Source organism: Thioalkalivibrio paradoxus ARh 1 (genome assembly GCF_000227685.2).
Lineage (GTDB): Bacteria > Pseudomonadota > Gammaproteobacteria > Ectothiorhodospirales > Ectothiorhodospiraceae > Thioalkalivibrio > Thioalkalivibrio paradoxus.
Map to the genome: position 1 here is coordinate 1,745,433 of NZ_CP007029.1, position 20,326 is coordinate 1,765,758.

Consider the following 20,326-nt stretch of genomic DNA (forward strand, 5'->3'; position numbering starts at 1 on the left):
GTGATGGGAGCTTCCAACGCCCAGGCTTTCCTCGACCAGTTGCCGATTCCCGAGCGGGCCTTCAGCGATCCGGCCGACTACATCCGGCTGGTGCGGACCGGGATCCCGGGAGAAGTGGTGCGTCAGGCGGTGCAGTTGCTCGGCCATCGCGAGATGTTCGTGCGGCTGCTGCACACGAGTTCAGCCAACCTGAGCCGGTTCTATCGGCGCAAGGCGCTCGACCCGGTGGCCAGCGAGGAAGTGCTCGACGCGCTCCGGCTGTTTGCCGAAGCCGAGCGTGTTTGGGGTGACCTGGACACCGCCGGAGCCTGGCTGGACACCCCGATCCCCGCCTTGGCAGGCGAACGTCCGCTGGATGTGTTCGATACCTTCGAGGGTCGGCAATGGGTGCGTGAAGTCCTGCGCAAGATCGAGTTCGGCGAGTTCAGTTGATGCGGCTGTACCGCATCTGTCCCGAGCGCTACCTCGAAGACTACAGCGGCCGCGGCGCGAGCTACCGGGACGGTGCCCGCTGGAACAGCGCTGGCCACCCCGTGCTCTACTTTGCCTGCTCGGCTGCCACCGCGCTGCTGGAACTGGCGAACTACCTGCCATCCCCGCGCTTGGTTCCCGCCGACTACCGGCTGGGGGTGTACCAGCTGCCCGACGAGATTGCACAGGAAACCCTTGCGCGCGCAGCGCTACCGCCCGACTGGGCGGCCTATCCGTATCCGGAGGCGACCCGGCGCAAGGGCGACGCCTGGCTGAAAGCGGGCAAGCACCTGATCCTGCTCGTGCCGAGCGCCGCGGTTCCCGGCGGTCTCGACGATATCGCCGTGTTCAATCCTGCACATCCGCAATCGGCCAGGATTCGGCTGAACAAGGCCTACACCGACCTGTACAACGCGCGCACGTTCCGGGGAATCGGGGCCGAGGAGAAGTAGACGCGTCGCTGGACAGCCCACCTTGGTACGGGGTCGGTTTCCCGTCTACCATGAAGCACGAAGCGATTCCGGAGTCGAGCGATGGTCGAGGCGGCACCGAAAACCCGGTTGAGCGTCGACGAGTATCTTGCCGGAGAACTCGTCAGTGAGACTCGCCACGAGTACCTGGGGGGTGAGGTGTACGCGATGGTCGGCGCGAGCGATCGGCACGGGCTGATCGCGGGCAACCTGTTTGCGGCGCTGCGTCCCCGGCTGCGCGGGACTCCCTGCCAACTGTTCATGGCCGACATGAAATTGCGGGTGCGGGTCGCAGGAGACACCGCGTTCTACTACCCGGACCTGCTGCTGTCCTGTGACCCGGAAGACCGCGAGACCTACTACCGTACCCGGCCCTGCCTGGTGGTCGAAGTGCTGTCCGAGACGACCGAGCGCATCGACCGGCGCGAGAAGCTGTACGCCTACACTGCCATCCCGACGCTGCAGGAATACCTGCTGCTGTCGCAGGACCGGGTCGAGGCCGAACTGCGTCGCCGCGCAGGCGACGGCTGGGAGGTACACCGGATCACCGAGGGTCACGTTTCGCTGACCTGCCTTGGGCTCGAAGTGCCGCTGTCCATCATCTACGAGGACGTTCCGCTACCCGGATCGGGCCTACCGTCCGCATCGCCTTCCCGGTAGGAGGCACGCCGTCCCGGCGACCTGGCGCCGGAAAGCCCATCGGCCAGGGGCTGGTCTCCTTCATCCGCGCCCGTGGAAACAGAACGACTTTGACCACCGGCGGCGCAAACCTGCTGATTGGGTGCGCCAATCGGCGCTGCGCAAGCGCCAACCGTCATTCCTGCCCCGGAGCCCGATCCTGCCCCGGCGCCCGATGGCGGATGACGCTGCGCTCTGCCGTCCGACGCAACGGCTGCGGGCGGGTACAATGCTGGCCTTTGGTCGAACAGGGTTGCAAGTCCTGCGCATCCTCCTTCCGTCGCCCATCCCGGAGTCTTCATGTCCAGCCCGATGCCCCCGTCAACCGCCGCTCCGCACCCCGAGCCAGTCTCCGCTGTCGATCCGCTGCGCCTCGATACCGAGGAGATCGAGGTTTTGGCACTGCCGGAAGTGATCCGGGCCGCGTTGCGCCACAGCAGCGATCGGCGCGTGACGGCGCTGGACCGCACCGACGAAAGCCTCTGGGCCCAGGTCGAAGACGAGCAGAGCGGCGAGAAGCTCGAGCTGGAGATCGTGGTCCGCGACGATGGCAGTCTGGGGAGCCTTTGTGGCTGCCAGGGGGCGGGACCGGACGATACCGGGTTCGGCGCACCCTGCGTACACGCGATCGCGGCCTTGTTCGCCTACACGCAGGGCCAGGACCAGGGCGAATCCGGAAAGCTGGCCGACGCGGCGCAGGAGGCACGGGCGGAGCGGATCGCGAAAGCGCGTTCCGAGGTGCGCGTGCAACCGTTGACCGAATCCGCCGGGGAGACAGGGAAGGGCCTCTGGTCGGCGCGCTCGATCCAGTCCAGCACCCATTTCCCGACCCGCTACCGGGTGCATATCCGCTCGCTGGAGCGGCGTGCGAATCACTGCACCTGCCCGGATTTCGCGACCAACCAGCTCGGCACCTGCAAGCACATCGAGGCCGTGCTGCACCGCATTCGCAAGCGCCCCGATTACGACACGCTGAAGGCGTTGCCGTTGGCCAGGCCCTACGTGCATCTGGACTGGGAATGCGACAATCCGGCGGTGCTGCGGCTGCACCGGGCCGCCGGGATGGCCGCCGATCTCGAAGCCTTGCTGGACGAACACTTCGACGCCGGCGGCGCGTTTTCGCGACGGGTTCCCGACGATTTCCTGCGTTTCGCCGAGCGCGTTCGTGATCGCGACGATATCGATCTCGGCGACGACGCGCTGACGCATGCGCGGCGCCTGGCGGAAGACGCGGCGCGGGCGGTGCGCGCGGCGGAAATCCGCGAGCGTATCGACACCGGCGGCGGCCATCTTCCCGGGATCCGCGCGCGGCTGCATCCGTACCAGGCCGAAGGGGTTGCTTTTCTGGCCGGCCGCGGCCGTGCGCTGCTGGCTGATGATATGGGCCTCGGCAAGACCTTGCAGGCGATCGCTTCGGCGTACTGGATGCGTCAGCACGACGGCGTGGAACGGGTGCTGGTGGTTTGCCCCGCGTCGCTGAAATTGCAGTGGGCGCGCGAGATCGAGAAATTTACCGGTCTGGAAGTGCAGGTGGTGCAGGGGCCGGTGGACACGCGCGGCGCGCAGTACCGCAACCCGAGCCCGTTCCATGTGGTGAACTACGAACTGGTGATGCGTGACCTGCCGGTGATTAACGACACGCTCCGCCCCGATCTGCTGATCCTCGACGAGGCGCAGCGGATCAAGAACTGGCGCACCAAGATCGCGAGCGCGGTCAAGCGGGTCCAGTCGCGTTACGCCTTAGTGCTCACCGGCACGCCGCTGGAGAACCGGCTCGAGGATCTGTACAGCCTGATGCAGGTGATCGATTCGCGCGTGCTCGGCCCGCTGTGGCGCTACCTGGTCGACTTCCACGTGACCGACGACCGCGGCAAGGTGCTGGGATACCGCAACCTGTCCGAGCTGCGCCGCCGGCTGCGTCCGGTGATGCTGCGCCGCGACCGTTCGCTGGTGCGCGACCAGTTGCCGGAGCGCATCGTGCAGCGCATCGACGTGCCGATGTCGGGTGAGCAGGAAGGCATTCACGAAGCCGCACTGAAGGCCGCCGGCCAGCTTGCGCAGATCATGCGCCGCCGGCCGCTGACGCCTTCCGAACAGAACCGGATGCTGTCGGCGCTGCAACAGGCGCGCATGGCCTGCGACGCCGCCGGACTGGTCGACAAGGAGACCGAGGGGTCGCCGAAGCTCGACGAACTCGAAACCCTGCTCGACGAGCTCTGTCGCTCGGCCGGGCTGAAGGCCGTGGTCTTTTCGCAGTGGGAGCGGATGACCGAGATGGCCGAGCAACGCGTCCGGCGGCTGGGGTTGGGCTCGGTGCGCCTGCACGGCGGCGTGCCCACGCAGAAGCGTGGCGCGCTGATGGACCGCTTCCGCGACGACGATGCGGTCCAGGTGTTCCTGTCCACCGATGCCGGCGGGGTCGGCCTGAACCTGCAGAACGCGGCCGTGTTGATCAACCTGGACATCCCCTGGAATCCCGCCGTGCTGGACCAGCGCATCGCGCGTGTGCACCGGCTCGGGCAGAAACAGAAGGTGCAGGCGATCCTGCTGGTTGCGCCGGGTTCCTACGAGGAGCGCGTGCTCGGGCTGGTCGAGGGCAAGCGGCAGCTGTTCGACAACGTGGTGGACCCGGAGGCGACCGAGGAGGTGGTCAGCGTGTCGCGGCGGCTGGCGGAAATTCTGGCGTCGGATCTCGTGGCGATGGACACGCAGCCCGGCGACGCCGCGGCTACTGGATCGGATTCCGACGCTGGTGCCGAGACGCCGAAAGCGATTTCGCCGGAACTGGAGCCAGGGGCCGAAGTGGCGGCCGAGACAGCGGCGGATGTCTCCCTGCCGGCAACGGCGGCGGAACCGGAGACTGCGGCCACCGGGCAGCCGGACCGCGACGCTGCAGTGCGCGACTGCATTGTCGCGATGCAGCGCGAGTTCGGAGCGCGCATCGAGCGCATTCTCGGCCAGCGTGGCCAGGCCGACGGCGGGACTCAGGCGGGTCTGGTATTGGTGCTGGACCATGTCGACGAGCAGGACGACCAGGCGGTCGCGGGGCTGAGCGGCGATATCCCGGTTGCATTGATCGATCGCCGTACCCTGTCCAGCCTGCACCGGCTCGGCGCCGCGTCGCCGCTGGCCGGGGCCGAACCCGTGTACACGCCGGAGGAAGCGAAGCCGACGCGGCCCACGACCCATCCGCTCGCGCGCAAGACCACCGAGAACCTCGCGGCGGCGCGACTCCTGCTCCAGCAGGGTTCCGCGGGTCCCGCGCTGGACCTGTTGCTCGGCGCGCTACTGGCCGCGGCCGCGCTGCGCACCGGTCGCAACGACGCGCCGACTCCGCAGCAGGCCGGCGTGTGGCTCTACGGCGAAGCGCTGCCGTCGGGCCAGATCGACCCTGCGGACGCTGCGGTACTGATGCAGGCTCTTGCACTCGCCCAGGCCGGAGACAGCGTGCCGGAAGCATTGCTCGGCGGCATGCTGAACGCTGCCGACACGTTCATCCGGGCCAGCTTGCCCGATAATCCGGCAAAGCAGGACATCGAGAACTCCTGAGCGTTGTCGCGAGGCTCGGGTTCAAGAACCGGGTCAAGCCAGCGGTCGCGTGAAACCACCGCCGTGCAGGATGAACAGGCTGCCAGGCAAGCGAAGCACGGACGCACACTAACTGCCATGGCGCCGAGCCACCCCGAACGATGAAAAGCTTTAGCCACGGAAGAACACGGACGGGCGCGGAAAAAGGCGGATCCGGTTCACCTTCCGTGATTTCCGTGTGCATCCGTGGCAAACAACGCCTTTCGGCCCTTGTCCGTGCCTTCCGCGTCCTTCCGCGGCAGCAGTTTTGCGGCGGTTTTCAGGCCCGTTCGTACAGCGCGATCCCCACGCGAGCAATGTGTTCCAGCAGGTCTGGATTGTCGATCATGTGCCTGAGCGAAAGATCCACTTTCCAGGGCAACAGGAGCTCGTCGATTTCATCGCTGATCCGCAGCAGATCGGTGAGGCCCAGTTGCTCGCCTTCCAGGCACAGGTCGATGTCGGAGCCGTTGCGATGAGTACCCTTGGCACGCGAGCCGTAGAGTACGGCGCGCTCGATCTCCGGCCAGCCGACGAAAACACCGCGCAGACGTTCGACGACCCGGAGAGGAAGGCCATGCCGCAGTTCGTTCGAACCGCTCATGCGCCAGACTCTAGGGAGACGCTGAAGAAAGGTCCTGTCATTGCGAGCGAAGCGTGGAAATCCAGGGGAGCGGCAACGAAATCATGACTTTATGGATCGCCACGTCCCGCCACGCTGCGCTCGCGGCTGAAGGCTTCGCTCCTCGCGATGACGGATTAATCAGCATTTCCCCAGCGATTCCATGCGTTCCAGGAACTGCTGAAACAACCCCCGGTAGCGATCCTGAACGCGTGTCGCGATGGCAGCGGCCACTTGCTCGTTATAGGTGTGCGTGGTCTGGTTGCGGCTCTGGATCATCTCCATCCAGCCTTCACCGTCTTCGATCAGGCCCTTGCTGAAGGCTTCCCGGGCGGCGTCCCGCGAGCCGGTAATCGCAGGGTTCCCCTGGTAGGCGAAGTAATCCTTCATCACGTTCGAGGCGAGTTCGTGCGTGAACTCGAAAGACTGGATCAGTCCTTGCCGTTCCAATTCGGATAGTTCCCGCGACTGCGCCAGGTCCACTGCGGCATTCAACTGCGCGAGCGCCCTGCGGTAGTTCGCGAGGCGCTGCTTCCAGCGGACATCGGGTTCGAGCATCGCGGTATCCTTGATCTGCATCCGATTTTCGCGTTGCCGCTCATGGCGGCGGGGAATAAAGGGCTGCTGGGGCGAGGGTGCCACGGGGGAAAGTGGTTGGCAATCGCCGAACAGGGAGTTTCGCATTTGGGTGTCCTGCGCGTACCCGGGCCGTTGTGCTGCTACCTGGCCGACTTCCACGTGACCAATTACTGCGGCAAGGTGCTGGCCTACCGCAACCGGTGCGAACTGTGCCGCCGGCTGCTCTCGGTGACAGCGTCCCGGAAGCATTGCTTGGTGACATGCCGAGCGCTGCCGACACGTGGTCGAAACCCGCCTGTCCGGTTCGGGAACGGAGGCCGTGGCCGGATCCAGAGTGGCGACCGAGGTCGCCACGATCGGGGCGCGCAGGCTTGCGAACGGTGCAGCAATCGGGCCTATAATTGCCGTGTATAAGAAAACGCCGATACACGAGGAAACATCCAATGCCGACCTACGACTATCGTTGCGACACCAATGGGCGCGTGCTGGAAGTCAGCCACCGAATGAGCGAGAAGCTCTCCACCTGGGGCGAACTGTGTGCGCGTGCCGGAGTCGATCGTGGCGAGACTCCGGCGGAGGCCCCGGTCCAGCGTCTCGCCACCGGCGGCAATGTCATCCGTAGCAGCAGCCAGGGCAGCGGCGGCGCCCCGGCCTCCGCATGCAGCACCGGAACCGGCTGTCCCACCGGGTTCTGCGGTCTGAATTGAGGCGGTTTCTGCCAAACCGGATACCGGTTGGACCGTCCGTTGTCCCGCTGGGGCAATTCGCAATCCTGTGCGCGCAGGGGCGGAAACTCGGCGGCACCGGTAGCGAGGCTTCTGCGGGGAACGTCAGGGGTCCGCGTCGGTTTCGCCGCGATGCGGCACCCGGTCCCAGTCGATGGTGACGATCCCGACCGACCGGCAGGGCAGGGTGCCGGCGAGTTCGGAAATTTCGGGGCGCCCGTAGGCCCTGTCGGCCAGGCGATATACCGTCACCGTGCGGTCGGCCGGGTGCACGAACCAGCATTCGGGCACACCGGCGCGTTCGTAGGCGCTGAGCTTCACGGTCTGGTCGTGCGCGGCGGTGGCCGGGGAGAGCACTTCGATCACCCAGTCGGGCGCGCCACGGCTCGCTGACCTGCCTTGGACTTGAAGTGCCGCTGGACACCATTTACGAGGACGTTCCGCTACCCGCCGGATCGGACACGACCAGCGAGTAGCCGCCTACGTCCGACAGGCTGTTGCCTGTGACCCGGATCAAGGCGAGCTCTCTGAAAACGGCCACCGCTTCGAGTCCGGGTTGGCAGAACGCATGCAGAAACCGCTGGGTTCCTGAGCCGATGGAAAGGACGGCCGGCAATGGGCGTGCTCTCGTTCCGACCGATACATGCGAGCCGCCCCGGAGTCTGTTCAGCTTCGTTGCGTTTCGGTGGAGATGCGGTAGCCCATTGCCCGGTATCCCCGCTGACGCTTGTCCCACATCCGCAGCAGGGCCGGGTGGCCGGTGTCGACAAAGTCGAGAATTTGCACGTTGGCTTTGGTGGCGTGTTCCCGATGCAAGCGACCGGCGTACTGCTGCAACGTACCCCTCCACGAGACAGGCATCGCAAGAATCAGTGTGTCGCGGGGAGGATGATCGAATCCTCCTCCCACGAGCTTTCCGGTCGCAAGCAGGATACGCGGAGCGTCGGGTGGCAAGGTGTTCATGTCGGCGATGACGGCGGCCCGCTGCTTTCTCGACATTCGGCCGTGCAACACAAACGGCGCCGGTTCATGGCCATCCAGCGCGGTGACGATGGCGTCGAGATGTTTGGTTCGCTCGGTAAGCACCAGGACCTTGCGACCTTGCCTATAGGCCGCCGTGGCTTGCGTGGCGACGGCCTGGGTCCGTGCCTGATCGTTGGCAAGGTGCTGGAATACGTCCTGTATCCTGGCGTCCGGAGGCAAGTCGATACCTGAAAACCGTTCGCACGGAACCACTTCCAGATCGTGTGGTGCACTGGATGGCCGGGCTGCGGTGTGTCGGATCGGTCCGCATTGCATGAAGATGATAGGGTGCATGCCGTCGCGCCGGATTGGCGTGGCGGTAAGGCCGAGCACGAACTTCGCCTTGGCGCGTTTCAGAAGGGATTCGAAAGACTTGGCAACAACGTGATGGCATTCGTCGACAATGATGTGGCCATAGTCCTCGACGATGGGGTCGACCTCGTGCTGGCGGGATAGCGACTGCATCACGGCGATATCGATCTTGCCCGTAGGCCTCGATTTACCGCCACCGATGGTGCCGATGACGCCTGTGCCGATGTCGAGGAAAGCCTGGAGTTGCTCCTGCCATGCATCCGTTGTCACGCGGTGCTCTCTGCAGTGGCAAGGCGATCAGATTCCCAAAGCCACCATTGGGCATCGTGTCCTGGCTTGGAAACATGCGATCGTAGGACGTCAGTTCGAGCTGCCGGGTTCGGGAGCAGGTATAGCTGACAATGGCCGAACCCAGCTGGCGTGCATCGCGGGCGGGCACGCGACCCGAGAAGAAGATCCACACGTGGGCGCCACGTCCGGAGCGGGATATTTCGAGCGCTCCCGGAATACCCAACTCGTGGCACGATTCCATGAAAGCGCGGGCGTCGTCTCGCCAATCTTCCTGATCGAAATCGACCGCCAGGAAATAGCAGCTATCGTCCTCCAGCAGCGGATAGACACCGACCGTATGTGCGCCGGAAAGATGCTTGTAAATGACATCGTCGGACAATGGAATCAAATCGCGGTTGCCGCAGTCACCGCACTTGATCGTGGGTTTTCGGCAGATCACGGCCTGCGGTTCGCTCAGGCTGCCAATGATCCGTGGCCCCTGGGTCGGTTTGCTGCGCGAATGTTTTCTTCTGGTGAATCGATCGTTGGCGCAGGCTGGCGCGTAGCCGGATCGGTCAGGGGTCTTGCCCTCCCAGCGAACCGGGTAGACGTCGGTGCGGCCCCGAAACAGTTTGCGAAACAGGGCGATTTTCTCGGCGGCCGACAGCCGTATTGGTTCAGGCTCGCGGATCGTGGGACTCGGCTCCGTGCTCTGACGCCATTCGATACCATGCGATTCCAGCAACGCAGTCAGCCGGGCGTTTTCGGCCTTCAATGCGGATAACTCAGAATGCTCGGACTTTGGAGACATCGCGTTCCGACGAGGATTCGGGGGAATACAGCATGTTCGTGCGGCCCCCTGTGATCATATTTCGATCTGTAAAGGAGTGTCGGGTCGAAAACCGGCGTACTCGACGCCAGACACCATATCGGCCTTTGTCAGCAGCAGGCGCATGATGACTCATGTTATGAATGCGGCATTCCGCCAGCCCGTTCTTGCTGCCGCCAGCGGGTATCCGTCGGCGGAAATCCGGCATGGCCTGTATCAGACACCGAATTGGACAGTCAGTGAGTCGTGGCGTTCAGGAGGTCCCGAAGGTCGTCGTCGCCGGCTGCCGGCGGTGCGAGAACTGCCCGGCTGGGTCTTCTTTTCTTCCGTACGGAAACGGCGGCCGTCGCGGCGTGTGCAGGCACAAGTCAGCCGTGCGTAAAGGTCGGGGCTCCGAGGTCGGGCCGCCGGGCGCCAAAAGCGGCCAGGCTCATTGGCATTCACCGTTACCCCTGGTGCGTCCAGAAGCCGAACTCTCGAAACTGGCCGCCACGCCACCAGGCATGCGGCCCGTTGAACCACCGGCGGTTGGTCACCCCGGCTTGCGTTTGCAACGGCCGCTCGACGCTTCCGGCATGGCGCGCCGCGCTGTGGTTGCCATGCTCGGGAACCACCACGGAAATATGACCCGAGCGATTGAGATCATGACGCTGTGCGACGATGAGCCCCAGCCTCCCGCCATTGGCGTTCTCCTGAACCTCATCAAGGGAAAAGCTCCGCTGCCAGCCGAAATTCGATCCATGCTCGTTCAGCCAGTCGAACAGGCTATTCGCCCGGACCTCGGTTACCGTCTGGCCGTAGATTGGTCGTACCGTTTCTCCGCGAGCGAGGCGGAGGATTGCCGAGACGTTCCACCAGACGCGGGGCAGGTAGCAGCCCGCGAGGTAGCACAGGTCGTGTGCGTACACGTTGCAATAGGTTGTGCTTGGGTTTTTCCACCAGCGCCGGTGCTGCTCAGTCCGATCGACGGCCAGCCACTCGACGATGGAGACAATGGCGCTCACGCGCGCGGAAACGTCGCCCTCGGGTGGCGAGGGTCTTTCGGACTCGCCCAACGGAAACGCCCAGTGCCCGTGGAATGCCCGGGTAACGTCGGCTCGGCCTTCAGCGAGATGGGCGGCAGGAAGATCCGGGGCCGACAGCGGGCTTGAGGGAGCGGGTTCCGCCACAGGGGCCAGGAATCGGTATGCCACGAATCCCTCGACTGGGCGTCCTTCGATCTCGACCCAGACCTTCCACCAGCCGGCATCGTCGGCATCGTCCAGTTTGGTGACGCGTGTTCCCTGCGGCAGAACCGCAATGCGATTGCTTGGGGTCACCTGGGTACTCGACCGGAGGTTCAGTCCGGGGGGAACGACTTCGAATGCGTTGCTTGCCATGGTCGCTTCCTTTTCATGCGTGGACGTGTCATTCCTTGAGGGCGAGATCCCCGCAGCACTGACGACATGGATCGCCGTGTCCCGCCACCCGCCACCTGCCACGCTGCGCTCGCGGCTGAAGGCTACGCTCCTCGCGATGACGGACTGGTCAGCACCTTCCTCGCCGTGCATCCGGTCGGACTGACGTCATCGACTATAGTCAGCCTGAAGTCCAACGCAAGGACACGATCCCCCCTTCACAATGACGCGGTGTCAACGGAGCGCGCCCGGACTCGTTCTGAGTGCAGCGGACCCAGATGCCAATGCGGGGGCTGCTTGGCGCCGTCGACGTGTGATCGGTCACGAGGCCCGGAAGGAATGGTCCAGGAATCGGCCCGCGCCGATCAGCGGGAGCAGCCGCATCAGAACTTCTTCGAGCAGTTGCTCGCTGCCGCGCGCGACTCGTTCTATCTTGCGGGCCTTCCAGTCCAGGGTGTGCACGAGGTTGGCGGCCACGACCGAGGGTTGGTCGAGGTGGTCAATGGGGACTTCGGTGGGTGCTCCGCGGATACTGGTGCTGATCGGGCAGCAGATCAGCAACCCCGTGTTGCGATTGTATTCCTTGCTCGACAGGACGAGGGCGGGGCGGTACTCGCCGATCTCCCGCCCCTTGGGTGGCTCGAAGTCCAGGAAGACGATGTCGCTCCGGTCTGGAATGTAGCGCGGAGCCACCTCAGGTGCCCGATTCCCGGTCCAGTAGCGCAGGGAGTTCGTCTGCATGGGCCGTGTGGGGTGTCAGGCTCGACACCAGTTCCTCTTCGCTGAACCGGAGATGGCGCCTGCCACTGGCTTTCCGCACCAGGAGCCCTTCGTCCGTCACTTCAATCGTGACCCGATCGCCGCGAGTCAGGTTCGACAGGGCGCTCACCGGGCGCGTGATACGAATGCCCAAGCTGTTACCCCAAGGCTGAACGGTGCCCTCAAAGCGGGCCTTGGTCGACTCACTCATGGCGTTCTCGTGACTACGTGGTAGTTACATCCAAGTATAGGTGCCAGGCTGGTCGAGTCAACGGGTACGCCGGTAAAGCCGATCTTGATGATCACGAAAGCTCCGCCGGAGGTCAGAATCGTGTTGTTTCGAGGGTGCGCATGCAAGAGGCCATCTCTTGGTCGATGGGTTTTCCGGCGCCCGATCGGCGAGGGGGCTCGCCTCCCCAGAGGGCCATGTGCGCGAGAGGGCGTCCTGGGACTTTCGTGGTGGCCAGGCGGCCTATTGCAACACGGGCGACCGGTGGCAGATACGGCGCGATCAGGCAACAGAACGCATCAGCGTCGTTCGCGCACGGCGACGGTGATGCGGGCGACGCAGACGAGTTCCTGCTGCTCGTTTTCGAGGCGGATGTCCCAGACCTGAATGCTGCGGCCGATCTGCAGCGGGCGGGCGCAGCCGGTGACCACGCCCGAGCGCACGGCCTTCAGGTGGTTGGCGTTGACCTCCACGCCCATGCAGACGCAGCCGGGATCGGCGGCGAGGTTGGCGGCGATGCTGCCGAGGGTCTCCGCGAGCGCCACCGAGGCGCCGCCGTGCAGGAACCCGAACGGCTGGCGGGTGCGCTCGTCGACGGGAAGCGTGCCGTACAGCGCGTCGTCGTCGATCGCGGTCACACGGATGCCCAGCGCGTCCATCAGGGTGTTGCGGTTGGCCTGGTTGAGCGCGTCCAGGTCCACGGGGCGTTTCCAGATCGGCATCGGAGTCTCCGTCAGGGTTCGGGTTGCGCCGCCAGCCGGAGCAGGTCCGCGCGGCGGATCTTCATGCCGTCGTTGCGGGGCAGGGAACGGAACGCCACGGGCAGCAGCCAGGGGTTCAGCCGCGACCGCAGCCAGTCGCGCAGCGCATCCTCGCGGATCTCGCCGATGCAGTCCAGGAACGCGACCGGGCGCTGCCCGAATTCATCGTCCGGGCGGGGCACGACGACGGCCTCGGCAATCGCTGGATGCTCGCGCAACACGGCTTCGATCGCCTCGGGTTGCACGTTCTCGCCGCCGCTGATGAATCGGTTGTCGAGCCGACCGATCACCCGGAAGCCACAGGTGTTCCATTCGCCGAGGTCGCGGGTGTGGAACCAGCCGTCGGGGTCGGTGGCTGGCACCAGCGTGCCGCGGTCCAGGTATCCGAGGCACAATGTGCCGCCGCGCACGAGGATCTCGCCGTCACTCGCGATTCGGCATTCGCGGTGAGGCAGCCGATGCACCCGTCCGTCCGGATCCTCGGCGATGACCGCCGAAGCCATCTCCGTGAGGCCGTAGCTGAGCCAGACCGGCAGGCCGCGTTCCAGCGCCGCGTTGCGTACCGAGGCGCGCACCGGCCCTCCACCCAGCAGCAGGCAGCGCAGGCGCGGCAGCGGGTCCGGCGCGGCGAGCAGACGGCGAAGCTGCGTCTCGACCACCGAGACATGGGTAGCTCCCATCGTGCGCAGGAAGTCCGCATCTTCCGCCCGTCCCCCGAGCACGATGGCCGCACCGTGCAGCAGGCAGCGAAACAGGATCGCGAGCCCGCCGACATGGAACCATGGCAGCGCCAGCAGGTATCGGTCTCCGGGGCCGAGGGGGATCGCGGCTGCGAAGCCCTCTGCGCTGAGGACATGGTGGCGCGAGTTGTGCACGGCCAATTTGGGCTCGCCGGTGGAGCCGGAGGTCAGCATGCCGGTCAGCGGCGCAGGTGCCGGGAGTTCCCCGGTTTGCGGGCCGTTTCTGTCTGCTTCGGCAGACGCGTTGGGCTGTCCCCGTGCCGCATCGGCATGGGCGTCCGCGCAATGCGCGATGCCCTGGCGCTCGATCAGCCGCGAGAGCGCCTGCGCCGGCAGCGCCGGGTTGACCGGCAGCACGTTGAAGCCGGCCCGCAGCAGCGCGAAAAACTCGATCAGACTCGATGCAGCCGGCGTTGCCCGATGCATCACCCAGTTCCCGGAATCGCCCCGCGCGGCCAGGCTCCGGGCGCGCGCATCGACCAGCCGGTCGAGTTCACGGAACGAGAGCCGGACGTCGGGTCCAAGCAGGGCGGGTGCGTCTGTGAAGGCTCGGGCGGCTGCACGGACCAGGCAGGGATCGGTCGCGGAGGTCACCACAGCCGCCCCAGGTGTTCGAGCTGATCGCGGCTGAGCACCGGAAGCGGTCGGTTCCGATGCAGAAACCTCGGTGGTTGCAGGAGCACCGCGGAGAACGGGCGCAAGGTGTCCAGCCCTTGCGGTCCTTCCAGGGACCACAGCGCCGCGAGCTGGGCGTAGAGGTCGAGACTGAGGTTGGACTCGTAGGCGCCGCTCAGCACCGGCCGGATCCCCCGTACCTGCGCCTGCCTGACCAACGCCTGGGTCCGGTACAGCCCCGTCAGCATCGGTTTCAGGACGACGGCGCGCAGTCCTGGGGTATCCAGGTCAGGCTGCGATTGTTCGCGCAGGGTCTCGTCCCAGGCGAACGGGATCGGGATGCGTTCGTGCCACCCGCTGTAGGACCGGCCCGGGCGCAGCGGTTCTTCCACGTATTCGATCCGTTCCGGGTCAAGGCCGGCGCAGACGGCGGCGGCCTGTTCCAGCGACCAGGCACGGTTGGCGTCGAGGCGTATCCGTGCGGTGGGGGGCATGGCATCAAGGATTTGCCGCAATCGCTGTCGATCCTCGGCGGGATCCCGTTGGCCTACCTTCAGCTTCACACAGCTGCAGTCGGAAAGGGCCGCAGGGTCGATTGGTTCCTCCGCGGTAACCAGCAGGCAGAGCGCGGGCCGGGGCGCGGCGGGCAGTGGTACGGTCAGTTGCAGCAGGCCGCTTTCGAGGCCGAAGCGCACGGCGGGGCTGAGATCGTGGGGAATGCGCTCCCCGATTGCCTCCATGATCACGGTGGCTTTGGCTGCCTGCGATGTCGCGTCTTCGGGGTCGTGGGTGGGTTGCGCCGCTTCCGGGCCTTGCCGGGCGGGGGTTTGCTGCCCGCGCTGGCTTATGTGCGCACCGGGCGCTGAGTCTGCGCATGCGTCGGTGGAACGGCGGATGACGCTTCGCTTTTCCGCCCTACGGTTTGCTGCAGTGGTCGGCGCCTCGGGGGAATGGCGGATGACGCTTTGCTTTTCCGCCCTACGGGGGTTGGGAACGGGCGTCGGGTGGAATGCAGCGGTGGCCTCGTGCAGGTCGTGACTGGCGAAGAAACGGCGGCATTCGGCGATGCAGGTCTCCAGCGATTCGCGGCTGAAGCCGGGGAGGGGGGCGATCTCGGACCAGACGCCCCGGTTCGGTTCCCGCCTCCATTCCAGCAGAAGCCCGGTGCGGTGTTGGAGGACGTGCCCGGCAAGGCGCAGCGGGTGGTCCAGCGGCAGCCGGTAGCGCCACAGGTCGACGCCCGCGACTGCGCCGGGCAGCGCCTCGCTCACGGCTGGCGCTTGAACTTGCCGAAGTCCGGACGGCGCTTTTCCAGGTAGGCGTTGCGTCCTTCCTGGCCTTCCTCGGTCATGTAGAACAGCATTGTCGCATTGCCTGCCAGTTCCTGGATGCCGGCCTGGCCGTCGGTGCCGGCGTTGAACGCCGATTTCAGCATGCGCAGCGCGGTGGGCGAGTGCTCGAGGATCTGCCGGCACCACGCGACGGTCTCGTGTTCCAGCTGCGCCAGCGGAACGACCTTGTTCACCAGCCCCATGTCCAGCGCCTCCCGGGCGTCGTACTGCCGGCACAGGAACCAGATCTCCCGGGCCTTCTTCTGGCCGACCACGTCGGCGAGGTAGCTGGCCCCGAAGCCGCCGTCGAACGAGCCGACCTTGGGCCCGGTCTGGCCGAAGCGCGCGTTGTCGGCGGCGATGGTCAGGTCGCAGACGATGTGCAGCACATGGCCGCCGCCGATCGCGTAGCCGGCGACCATCGCGATCACCGGCTTGGGGCAGGAGCGGATCTCGCGCTGCAGGTCGAGCACGTTCAGGTGGTGCATGCCGTCTTCGTCGCGGTAGCCGGAATCGCCGCGCACCCGCTGGTCGCCGCCGGAGCAGAACGCGAGATCGCCCTGCCCGGTCAGCACGATCACGCCGATGCCTTCGTCGTAGCGAGCATCGGCCAGGGCCTGCCGCATCTCCTTCACCGTCAGCGGGCGGAACGCGTTGCGGACTTCCGGGCGGTGGATCGTGATCTTCGCGATCCCTTCTGCCTTGTGGTAGCGGATGTCCCGAAAGGGCGCGGAGTGATCCTGCCAGTCCAGCGCCGGGAGAATCGAACTGAGTTGGGGGGCTGCGGTGCTCATCAAGGGACGTGCTCGACCGTGCACAGGCGGTGAATGACCGCCGCGACCCGTTCCGGCGCCGCGGCGTGGCAGTTATGCCCGAGGCCGCCGAGTTTGACAAGAGTCAGCGCGGGCAACATTCGCGCGATCCGTTCTCCGACAGCGCAGAACTTCGGATCCTCAGTGCCGGCGATGTACGCGACTGGCATTGGCAGCCGTGGCAGGTCCGGCCAACGGTCGGTTTGTCGGGAGAGGCTGGTCGCGCGCAGCACTTGGGCCAGGGCCTGCGGGGCATGCCGGGCACGTCGGGCGATGAACGCGTCGCGCTGCGCGTCGGTCAGGGACGCGAACACCGGTTGCCGGTACCAGTCGGCCAGCACCGTCGGCCAGGGCCCGTTTTCGAAGCGGCGTGCCCAGTCCTCGTCCCGCCGTGCACGTTCCTGCCGCTCGGCGGGCGTGGCAAGACCGGGATGGGCGCTTTCCAGAATCAGAGCGCTGATCCGTTCGGGATGGCGGCAGGCCAGATCCAGCGCAAGCCGCCCGCCCAGCGAATACCCGGCGAGCGCGAAGCGGCGCGGCAGCAGCGGCTCGAGCGAACGCCATAGTCGTCTGGAATAGGCATCGAAACCATCGACCGGGCCGGCCGAGTCCGGCGGCTGGCCGTCGTGTCCGGGCAGGTCGGGCATCAGGCAATGGAGCGTCGGTGCCAAATGCCGGGCCGTGTCGAGCCAGTCCGAACCAGTGCCCATGAAGCCATGCAGCAGCAGGACCGCCGGCCGGTCTTCGGCATTCGGCGCAGGAGTCACCTTGGGTCTCACCGCTCTGTGTATCATTGCACTGCGCCGAGACGCTGGAACAGCGACCGCAGCAGTTCGGCGCTGCGGCCAGCCGGGAACCGCAGCTCGATCAGGGTGCAGCCCGCGCGGGTGCAGGCCTCCCGGTAGGCGCTGCGCAACTCGGGGGCCGATTCCGGCGCTGCGTAGCGCAGGCCGAACTGCCCGGCGACCTGCCGGAAGTCCATCCCGTGCGGGAGCTGGAACAACGGCTCGAACCACGCAGCTTCGTCGCGTGCCGGCAGCAGGTGGAAGATTCCGCCGCCGTCGTTGTTCAGCACCACGATCACCAGCGGCACCGTGCTGCGCGCTGCGAGTGCGAGGCTGTTCAGATCGTGCAGCAGCGACAGATCGCCGAGCAGCAATGTCAGCCCCGGCGGGTGACGGCGGACATAGCCGCAGGCTGTGGCGACCAGGCCGTCGATGCCGCTTGCGCCCCGGTTGGTCACGCAGGGGTTGCCGTGACCGGGCTGTGCGAACCAGTCGAGCAGGCGGATGCCGAGGCTGTTGCCCGCCATCAGCGCCATGTCCCGCGGGATTGCCTCGCTCAGCATGCGCGCAGCGGCGAGTTCCGAGAACTCCTCGCGGATCGTGTCGTCGACGATGGCCTGCAGCTCCCGCGCGCGGTGAGGCAGCCCCAGATCGACCGGCAGTGGCAGTTCCAGGCGCTGGCAGAGGTCCGGGATGTCTGCCTGAATCGCGATGGCCCGATGGGTCGGATCGAGCCCGGCGGAGTGCCGGCTCACCAGCCAGCGGGTGCCTGGGAATTCCGCCAGCCACTGGTTCAGGCGCTTGCCGGTCAGGCGCCCGCCGAACTGGAGGATCTGGTGGGCCGATCCGAACGCCTGCCGGCCCCAGGGGCTGGCCAGCAGCAGGTCGGCCCCGCCGATCACGCAGGGATGTGCGGCCAGCCGGAGCTGGCTGCCGATGTCCGCGAGGACGGGCGTATCGTGGCGCTCTGCCAGGGCGAGCACCGCCTGTGCCTCGTCCGGATCGAGGTGCCCGGCGACGAGCAGGACCGGGCCCGACAAGACCGGCAGCGCCGGGGTTGGGGGCCGGGCGGGAAGCGGGGGCCCGGGTCGTATGGCATCGTCGCGGTCCAAGAAACGGACACGGTCGGTTCCGAAACCCTGTTTCCCGTGGCCGTTCGCGCTTGGATCGAGCAACCCGCCGTCGGCGGCGTCGGGGAACCGGCGGCTGACGCTTCGCTCTTCCGCCCCACCGGTTTCGGGGGGTGGCGCGTGGTCGCGATGCTCGAGCTCGGTTGTTCCGTACAGCGGCTCGCGGAACGGGGCGTTGATATGGACGGGACCCGCATCGGGTCCGTGCAAGCCGGCGAGTGCGGCGTCGAGTGCCTCGCGCAGCCGGTCGGCCGACCAGCCCGGGTCCGGGGCGGGCAGGCGGAGTTCGCCACGCAGATTGGTGCCGAACAGGCCGCGCTGCCGGATCGCCTGGTTTGCGCCACAGTCCAGCAATTCATCGGGGCGGTCCGCGGTCAGCGCGATCAGCGGCGCATGGGTTTCGAAGGCCTCGATGATCGCCGGGTGCAGGTTGGCCACCGCGGTACCCGAAGTCGTGATCACTGCGACCGGGCGGCGCCCGGACCGGGTCAGGCCGAGCGCGAAAAACCCCAGACCGCGTTCGTCGAAGTGGGTGTGAAGCTGCAGCCCGCCTTGTGCCTGCCGGAAGTGGGCGGCCGCCAGCGCCAGCGGCGCGCTGCGGCTGCCGGGGGCGATGCAGAAGTCACGAACACCGTGGCCATGATGCAGATGATCGACCAGCACGAACGACCAAGCCTCGTTGAGGTGGCCGAAGCCGGATGCCTTCAGCATTCCAGCACGGAGAGGAACGATTCGATCTTCGCCTCGAGTTCGTTCCATTCTTCGTCGGGATCGGAACCGGCAACGATGCCGACGCCGGAATAGCACAGGATCCGCTGATGGTTCAGCAGCACGGAGCGGATCGCGACCGTGAACTCGGATTCCTGGGGCGAGACGACTCCCACCGCGCCGCTGTACCAGCCCCGTTGTGCCGTTTCCTCCCGGTGGATCAAGGCCTGCGCTGCGCCGCGTGGGAAGCCGCAGACGGCAGGGGTCGGATGCAGCGCGTCGAGCAGCGGTGGGTCGAACACGCCAGGCTTCAGGGTGGCGCGGATCGGCAGGTGGCGGTGCTGGATGCGGTCCAGCTTGAATACCCCCGCCTGTACCGGACTGTCGACGTCGGTCACCCAGGGGTCGATCTGGCCGCGCACGAAGCGGGTGACGAGGTCGTGTTCCTGCACCAATTTCGGGTCGCGGTGCAGTCGGGCCTCCAGCGCGGCATCCTCCTCGCGCGTCTGCCCGATACGGACCGTGCCGGCGAGGGACTCGGTTCGGAATTCGCGGTGGCACCGCCGGTACAGGCGTTCGGGCGAGCACCCCATGAACAGGTCTGGCCCGCGTTCCATCGCGAAGCAGAAGCTTCCCGGATTCACATCGCGCCAGCGCCGGAGTACCTCGAAGGGGGCGAGCGGTGCGGCGAGCCCGAGTTCGACCCGCCGTGCCAGCACCGCCTTGTGGAGCTTCCCGGAAGCGATCTCGTTCAGCACCGCCTGGATATGGCGCTGGCATCCGGCGAAATCGAGGTCGTCATGGCGCGATGTCACGCGCGCGGGAGACGGATCCGTGCCCACTCGGTCGCGAAAGCGCAGCCGGGAAAGCGCAGCAATCAGTTGTGTCTTGCGGCGAATGAACTCCTGGCGGGACTCGGCCCACAGGTGCACGGACAGACGGTATTCGCCGTGTCGCTGAACGCACGCGATTGCGGGCAGCACCAGGCTCGCGCCGGGAAAGGCGGCCCATTCGTCGTGGCCGCTGCGCCCGTCGAACGAGAGCCCGCCCAGAAACATCGTGTCCCGGTCCCCGAGGATCGAATAGCAGCGCTCGAGCAGGCGGCCGTACTCGTGCCCGGACTGCGCGGTGAGCTCCACTGCCACACCGAGGCCGGCGATCGCCAACGTCCGCTCCCGATTCTGCCAGAACGTGCGGGCGCCCTCCGGGTTGGCCTGCAGCCACGCCAGCAGATCCAGCGCTGGAATGCGCTCGCTCAGGTGGAGCAGATGTCCCGTGCGAAACGGCCAATGGGTGATGCGCTGCAGCAGCCGCGCCACCGCGATCTCGTGGCCGGAATATGGCGCCGGTGGCTTCGGAGGTGGGGCTTCGACCGCTGTTCGACCCATCGTTCCGGCAGCAACGGGAGCGGCACCCTCGCTATGGGCATCACGATCCTCCTGCACCGTGGAATGGTCATCGCAGGTCGGTTGTCGGTGGGGAGGGGATGTCAAATCGAGATTCCCTGGAAACG

General features: G+C 66.4%; 20 protein-coding genes. 5 read left to right on the forward strand and 15 right to left on the reverse strand.

Going from position 1 to position 20,326, the window contains the following annotated elements; genetic code table 11:
• Nucleotides 1-3 precede the first annotated feature (3 nt).
• From THITH_RS08020 to THITH_RS08035, 4 genes are all read left to right on the forward strand, one after another.
• Nucleotides 4-432 carry an antitoxin Xre/MbcA/ParS toxin-binding domain-containing protein gene (locus THITH_RS08020; protein WP_006747593.1) on the forward strand — a complete coding sequence of 143 codons (429 nt, stop codon included), beginning with the start codon at nt 4-6 and terminating at the stop codon, nt 430-432.
• On the forward strand, nt 432-923 hold the full coding sequence (locus tag THITH_RS08025; protein ID WP_006747592.1) for an RES family NAD+ phosphorylase: 492 nt from the start codon (nt 432-434) through the stop codon (nt 921-923). The genes THITH_RS08020 and THITH_RS08025 overlap by 1 nt, the downstream gene beginning before the upstream one ends.
• Before the next feature lie 81 nt (nt 924-1,004).
• On the forward strand, nt 1,005-1,601 hold the full coding sequence (locus tag THITH_RS08030; RefSeq protein ID WP_006747591.1) for a Uma2 family endonuclease: 597 nt from the start codon (nt 1,005-1,007) through the stop codon (nt 1,599-1,601).
• Nucleotides 1,602-1,919: 318 nt separating this feature from the next.
• Complete coding sequence (locus THITH_RS08035; RefSeq protein ID WP_006747590.1) at nt 1,920-5,168, forward strand: DEAD/DEAH box helicase; 3,249 nt, start codon at nt 1,920-1,922, stop codon at nt 5,166-5,168.
• Between the two features lie 298 nt (nt 5,169-5,466).
• On the opposite strand, the gene THITH_RS08040 is transcribed toward THITH_RS08035, so the two are convergent.
• Together THITH_RS08040 and THITH_RS08045 are read right to left on the reverse strand one after the other, a co-directional pair.
• Nucleotides 5,467-5,790 (reverse strand): nucleotidyltransferase domain-containing protein, encoded by a 324-nt coding sequence (locus THITH_RS08040; RefSeq protein ID WP_006747589.1) that lies wholly within the window; start codon nt 5,788-5,790, stop codon nt 5,467-5,469.
• Nucleotides 5,791-5,949: 159 nt separating this feature from the next.
• Complete coding sequence (locus tag THITH_RS08045) at nt 5,950-6,366, reverse strand: nucleotidyltransferase substrate binding protein (protein WP_025367398.1); 417 nt, start codon at nt 6,364-6,366, stop codon at nt 5,950-5,952.
• Nucleotides 6,367-6,830: 464 nt separating this feature from the next.
• On the opposite strand from THITH_RS08045, the gene THITH_RS08050 reads away from it, so the two are divergent.
• A complete protein-coding gene (locus tag THITH_RS08050; RefSeq protein ID WP_006747587.1) occupies nt 6,831-7,094 on the forward strand; it encodes an FmdB family zinc ribbon protein in 264 nt (87 codons plus the stop codon).
• Between the two features lie 123 nt (nt 7,095-7,217).
• On the opposite strand, the gene THITH_RS08055 is transcribed toward THITH_RS08050, so the two are convergent.
• The 13 genes from THITH_RS08055 to THITH_RS08115 form a co-directional block, all read right to left on the reverse strand.
• Entirely contained in the window at nt 7,218-7,478 is a 261-nt protein-coding gene (locus THITH_RS08055; protein WP_006747586.1) for a Uma2 family endonuclease, read from the reverse strand.
• Between the two features lie 300 nt (nt 7,479-7,778).
• Entirely contained in the window at nt 7,779-8,717 is a 939-nt protein-coding gene (locus tag THITH_RS19205) for a DEAD/DEAH box helicase (protein WP_232222274.1), read from the reverse strand.
• A complete protein-coding gene (locus THITH_RS19210) occupies nt 8,635-9,492 on the reverse strand; it encodes a TOTE conflict system archaeo-eukaryotic primase domain-containing protein (RefSeq protein ID WP_232222275.1) in 858 nt (285 codons plus the stop codon). The genes THITH_RS19205 and THITH_RS19210 overlap by 83 nt, the downstream gene beginning before the upstream one ends.
• A 500-nt stretch (nt 9,493-9,992) precedes the next feature.
• Nucleotides 9,993-11,096, reverse strand: a complete 1,104-nt coding sequence (locus THITH_RS08070) for an SH3 domain-containing protein (protein ID WP_156925504.1) — start codon at nt 11,094-11,096, stop codon at nt 9,993-9,995.
• Nucleotides 11,097-11,264: 168 nt separating this feature from the next.
• Nucleotides 11,265-11,636, reverse strand: coding sequence for a type II toxin-antitoxin system PemK/MazF family toxin (locus THITH_RS08075; RefSeq protein WP_041483420.1), 372 nt, complete (start codon nt 11,634-11,636; stop codon nt 11,265-11,267).
• Nucleotide 11,637: 1 nt separating this feature from the next.
• Nucleotides 11,638-11,913: an AbrB/MazE/SpoVT family DNA-binding domain-containing protein gene (locus THITH_RS18500; RefSeq protein ID WP_006747581.1), complete on the reverse strand. Its 276-nt coding sequence runs from the start codon at nt 11,911-11,913 to the stop codon at nt 11,638-11,640.
• A 317-nt stretch (nt 11,914-12,230) separates the two neighbouring features.
• Nucleotides 12,231-12,653 carry a hotdog fold thioesterase gene (locus THITH_RS08085; protein WP_006747580.1) on the reverse strand — a complete coding sequence of 141 codons (423 nt, stop codon included), beginning with the start codon at nt 12,651-12,653 and terminating at the stop codon, nt 12,231-12,233.
• Between the two features lie 11 nt (nt 12,654-12,664).
• On the reverse strand, nt 12,665-14,026 hold the full coding sequence (locus THITH_RS08090; protein WP_006747579.1) for an AMP-binding protein: 1,362 nt from the start codon (nt 14,024-14,026) through the stop codon (nt 12,665-12,667).
• Nucleotides 14,023-15,318 (reverse strand): o-succinylbenzoate synthase, encoded by a 1,296-nt coding sequence (gene menC / locus THITH_RS08095; RefSeq protein ID WP_006747578.1) that lies wholly within the window; start codon nt 15,316-15,318, stop codon nt 14,023-14,025. Before menC ends, THITH_RS08090 begins: the two co-directional genes overlap by 4 nt.
• The gene (gene menB / locus THITH_RS08100; protein WP_006747577.1) at nt 15,315-16,172 is read right to left on the reverse strand and encodes a 1,4-dihydroxy-2-naphthoyl-CoA synthase; all 858 of its coding nucleotides are present in this window, start codon (nt 16,170-16,172) and stop codon (nt 15,315-15,317) included. Before menB ends, menC begins: the two co-directional genes overlap by 4 nt.
• On the reverse strand, nt 16,172-16,969 hold the full coding sequence (gene menH, locus THITH_RS08105) for a 2-succinyl-6-hydroxy-2,4-cyclohexadiene-1-carboxylate synthase (protein ID WP_232222276.1): 798 nt from the start codon (nt 16,967-16,969) through the stop codon (nt 16,172-16,174). The genes menB and menH overlap by 1 nt, the downstream gene beginning before the upstream one ends.
• Before the next feature lie 11 nt (nt 16,970-16,980).
• Nucleotides 16,981-18,816, reverse strand: coding sequence for a 2-succinyl-5-enolpyruvyl-6-hydroxy-3-cyclohexene-1-carboxylate synthase (gene menD, locus THITH_RS08110; protein ID WP_006747575.1), 1,836 nt, complete (start codon nt 18,814-18,816; stop codon nt 16,981-16,983).
• The gene (locus THITH_RS08115) at nt 18,810-20,132 is read right to left on the reverse strand and encodes an isochorismate synthase (protein ID WP_006747574.1); all 1,323 of its coding nucleotides are present in this window, start codon (nt 20,130-20,132) and stop codon (nt 18,810-18,812) included. The genes menD and THITH_RS08115 overlap by 7 nt, the downstream gene beginning before the upstream one ends.
• Nucleotides 20,133-20,326 lie beyond the last annotated feature (194 nt).

Excerpts from the sequence above, each read along its gene's own strand:
- THITH_RS18500 (WP_006747581.1), bottom strand. The coding sequence starts at position 11,913 with ATGAGTGAGTCGACCAAGGCCCGCTTTGAGGGCACCGTTCAGCCTTGG.
- THITH_RS08045 (WP_025367398.1), bottom strand. The coding sequence starts at position 6,366 with ATGCTCGAACCCGATGTCCGCTGGAAGCAGCGCCTCGCGAACTACCGC.
- THITH_RS08030 (WP_006747591.1), top strand. The coding sequence starts at position 1,005 with ATGGTCGAGGCGGCACCGAAAACCCGGTTGAGCGTCGACGAGTATCTT.
- menD (WP_006747575.1), bottom strand. The coding sequence starts at position 18,816 with ATGCTGAAGGCATCCGGCTTCGGCCACCTCAACGAGGCTTGGTCGTTC.
- THITH_RS08070 (WP_156925504.1), bottom strand. The coding sequence starts at position 11,096 with ATGCACGGCGAGGAAGGTGCTGACCAGTCCGTCATCGCGAGGAGCGTA.
- menB (WP_006747577.1), bottom strand. The coding sequence starts at position 16,172 with ATGAGCACCGCAGCCCCCCAACTCAGTTCGATTCTCCCGGCGCTGGAC.
- THITH_RS08035 (WP_006747590.1), top strand. The coding sequence starts at position 1,920 with ATGTCCAGCCCGATGCCCCCGTCAACCGCCGCTCCGCACCCCGAGCCA.
- THITH_RS08025 (WP_006747592.1), top strand. The coding sequence starts at position 432 with ATGCGGCTGTACCGCATCTGTCCCGAGCGCTACCTCGAAGACTACAGC.
- THITH_RS08020 (WP_006747593.1), top strand. The coding sequence starts at position 4 with ATGGGAGCTTCCAACGCCCAGGCTTTCCTCGACCAGTTGCCGATTCCC.
- THITH_RS08040 (WP_006747589.1), bottom strand. The coding sequence starts at position 5,790 with ATGAGCGGTTCGAACGAACTGCGGCATGGCCTTCCTCTCCGGGTCGTC.
- THITH_RS08050 (WP_006747587.1), top strand. The coding sequence starts at position 6,831 with ATGCCGACCTACGACTATCGTTGCGACACCAATGGGCGCGTGCTGGAA.
- THITH_RS08085 (WP_006747580.1), bottom strand. The coding sequence starts at position 12,653 with ATGCCGATCTGGAAACGCCCCGTGGACCTGGACGCGCTCAACCAGGCC.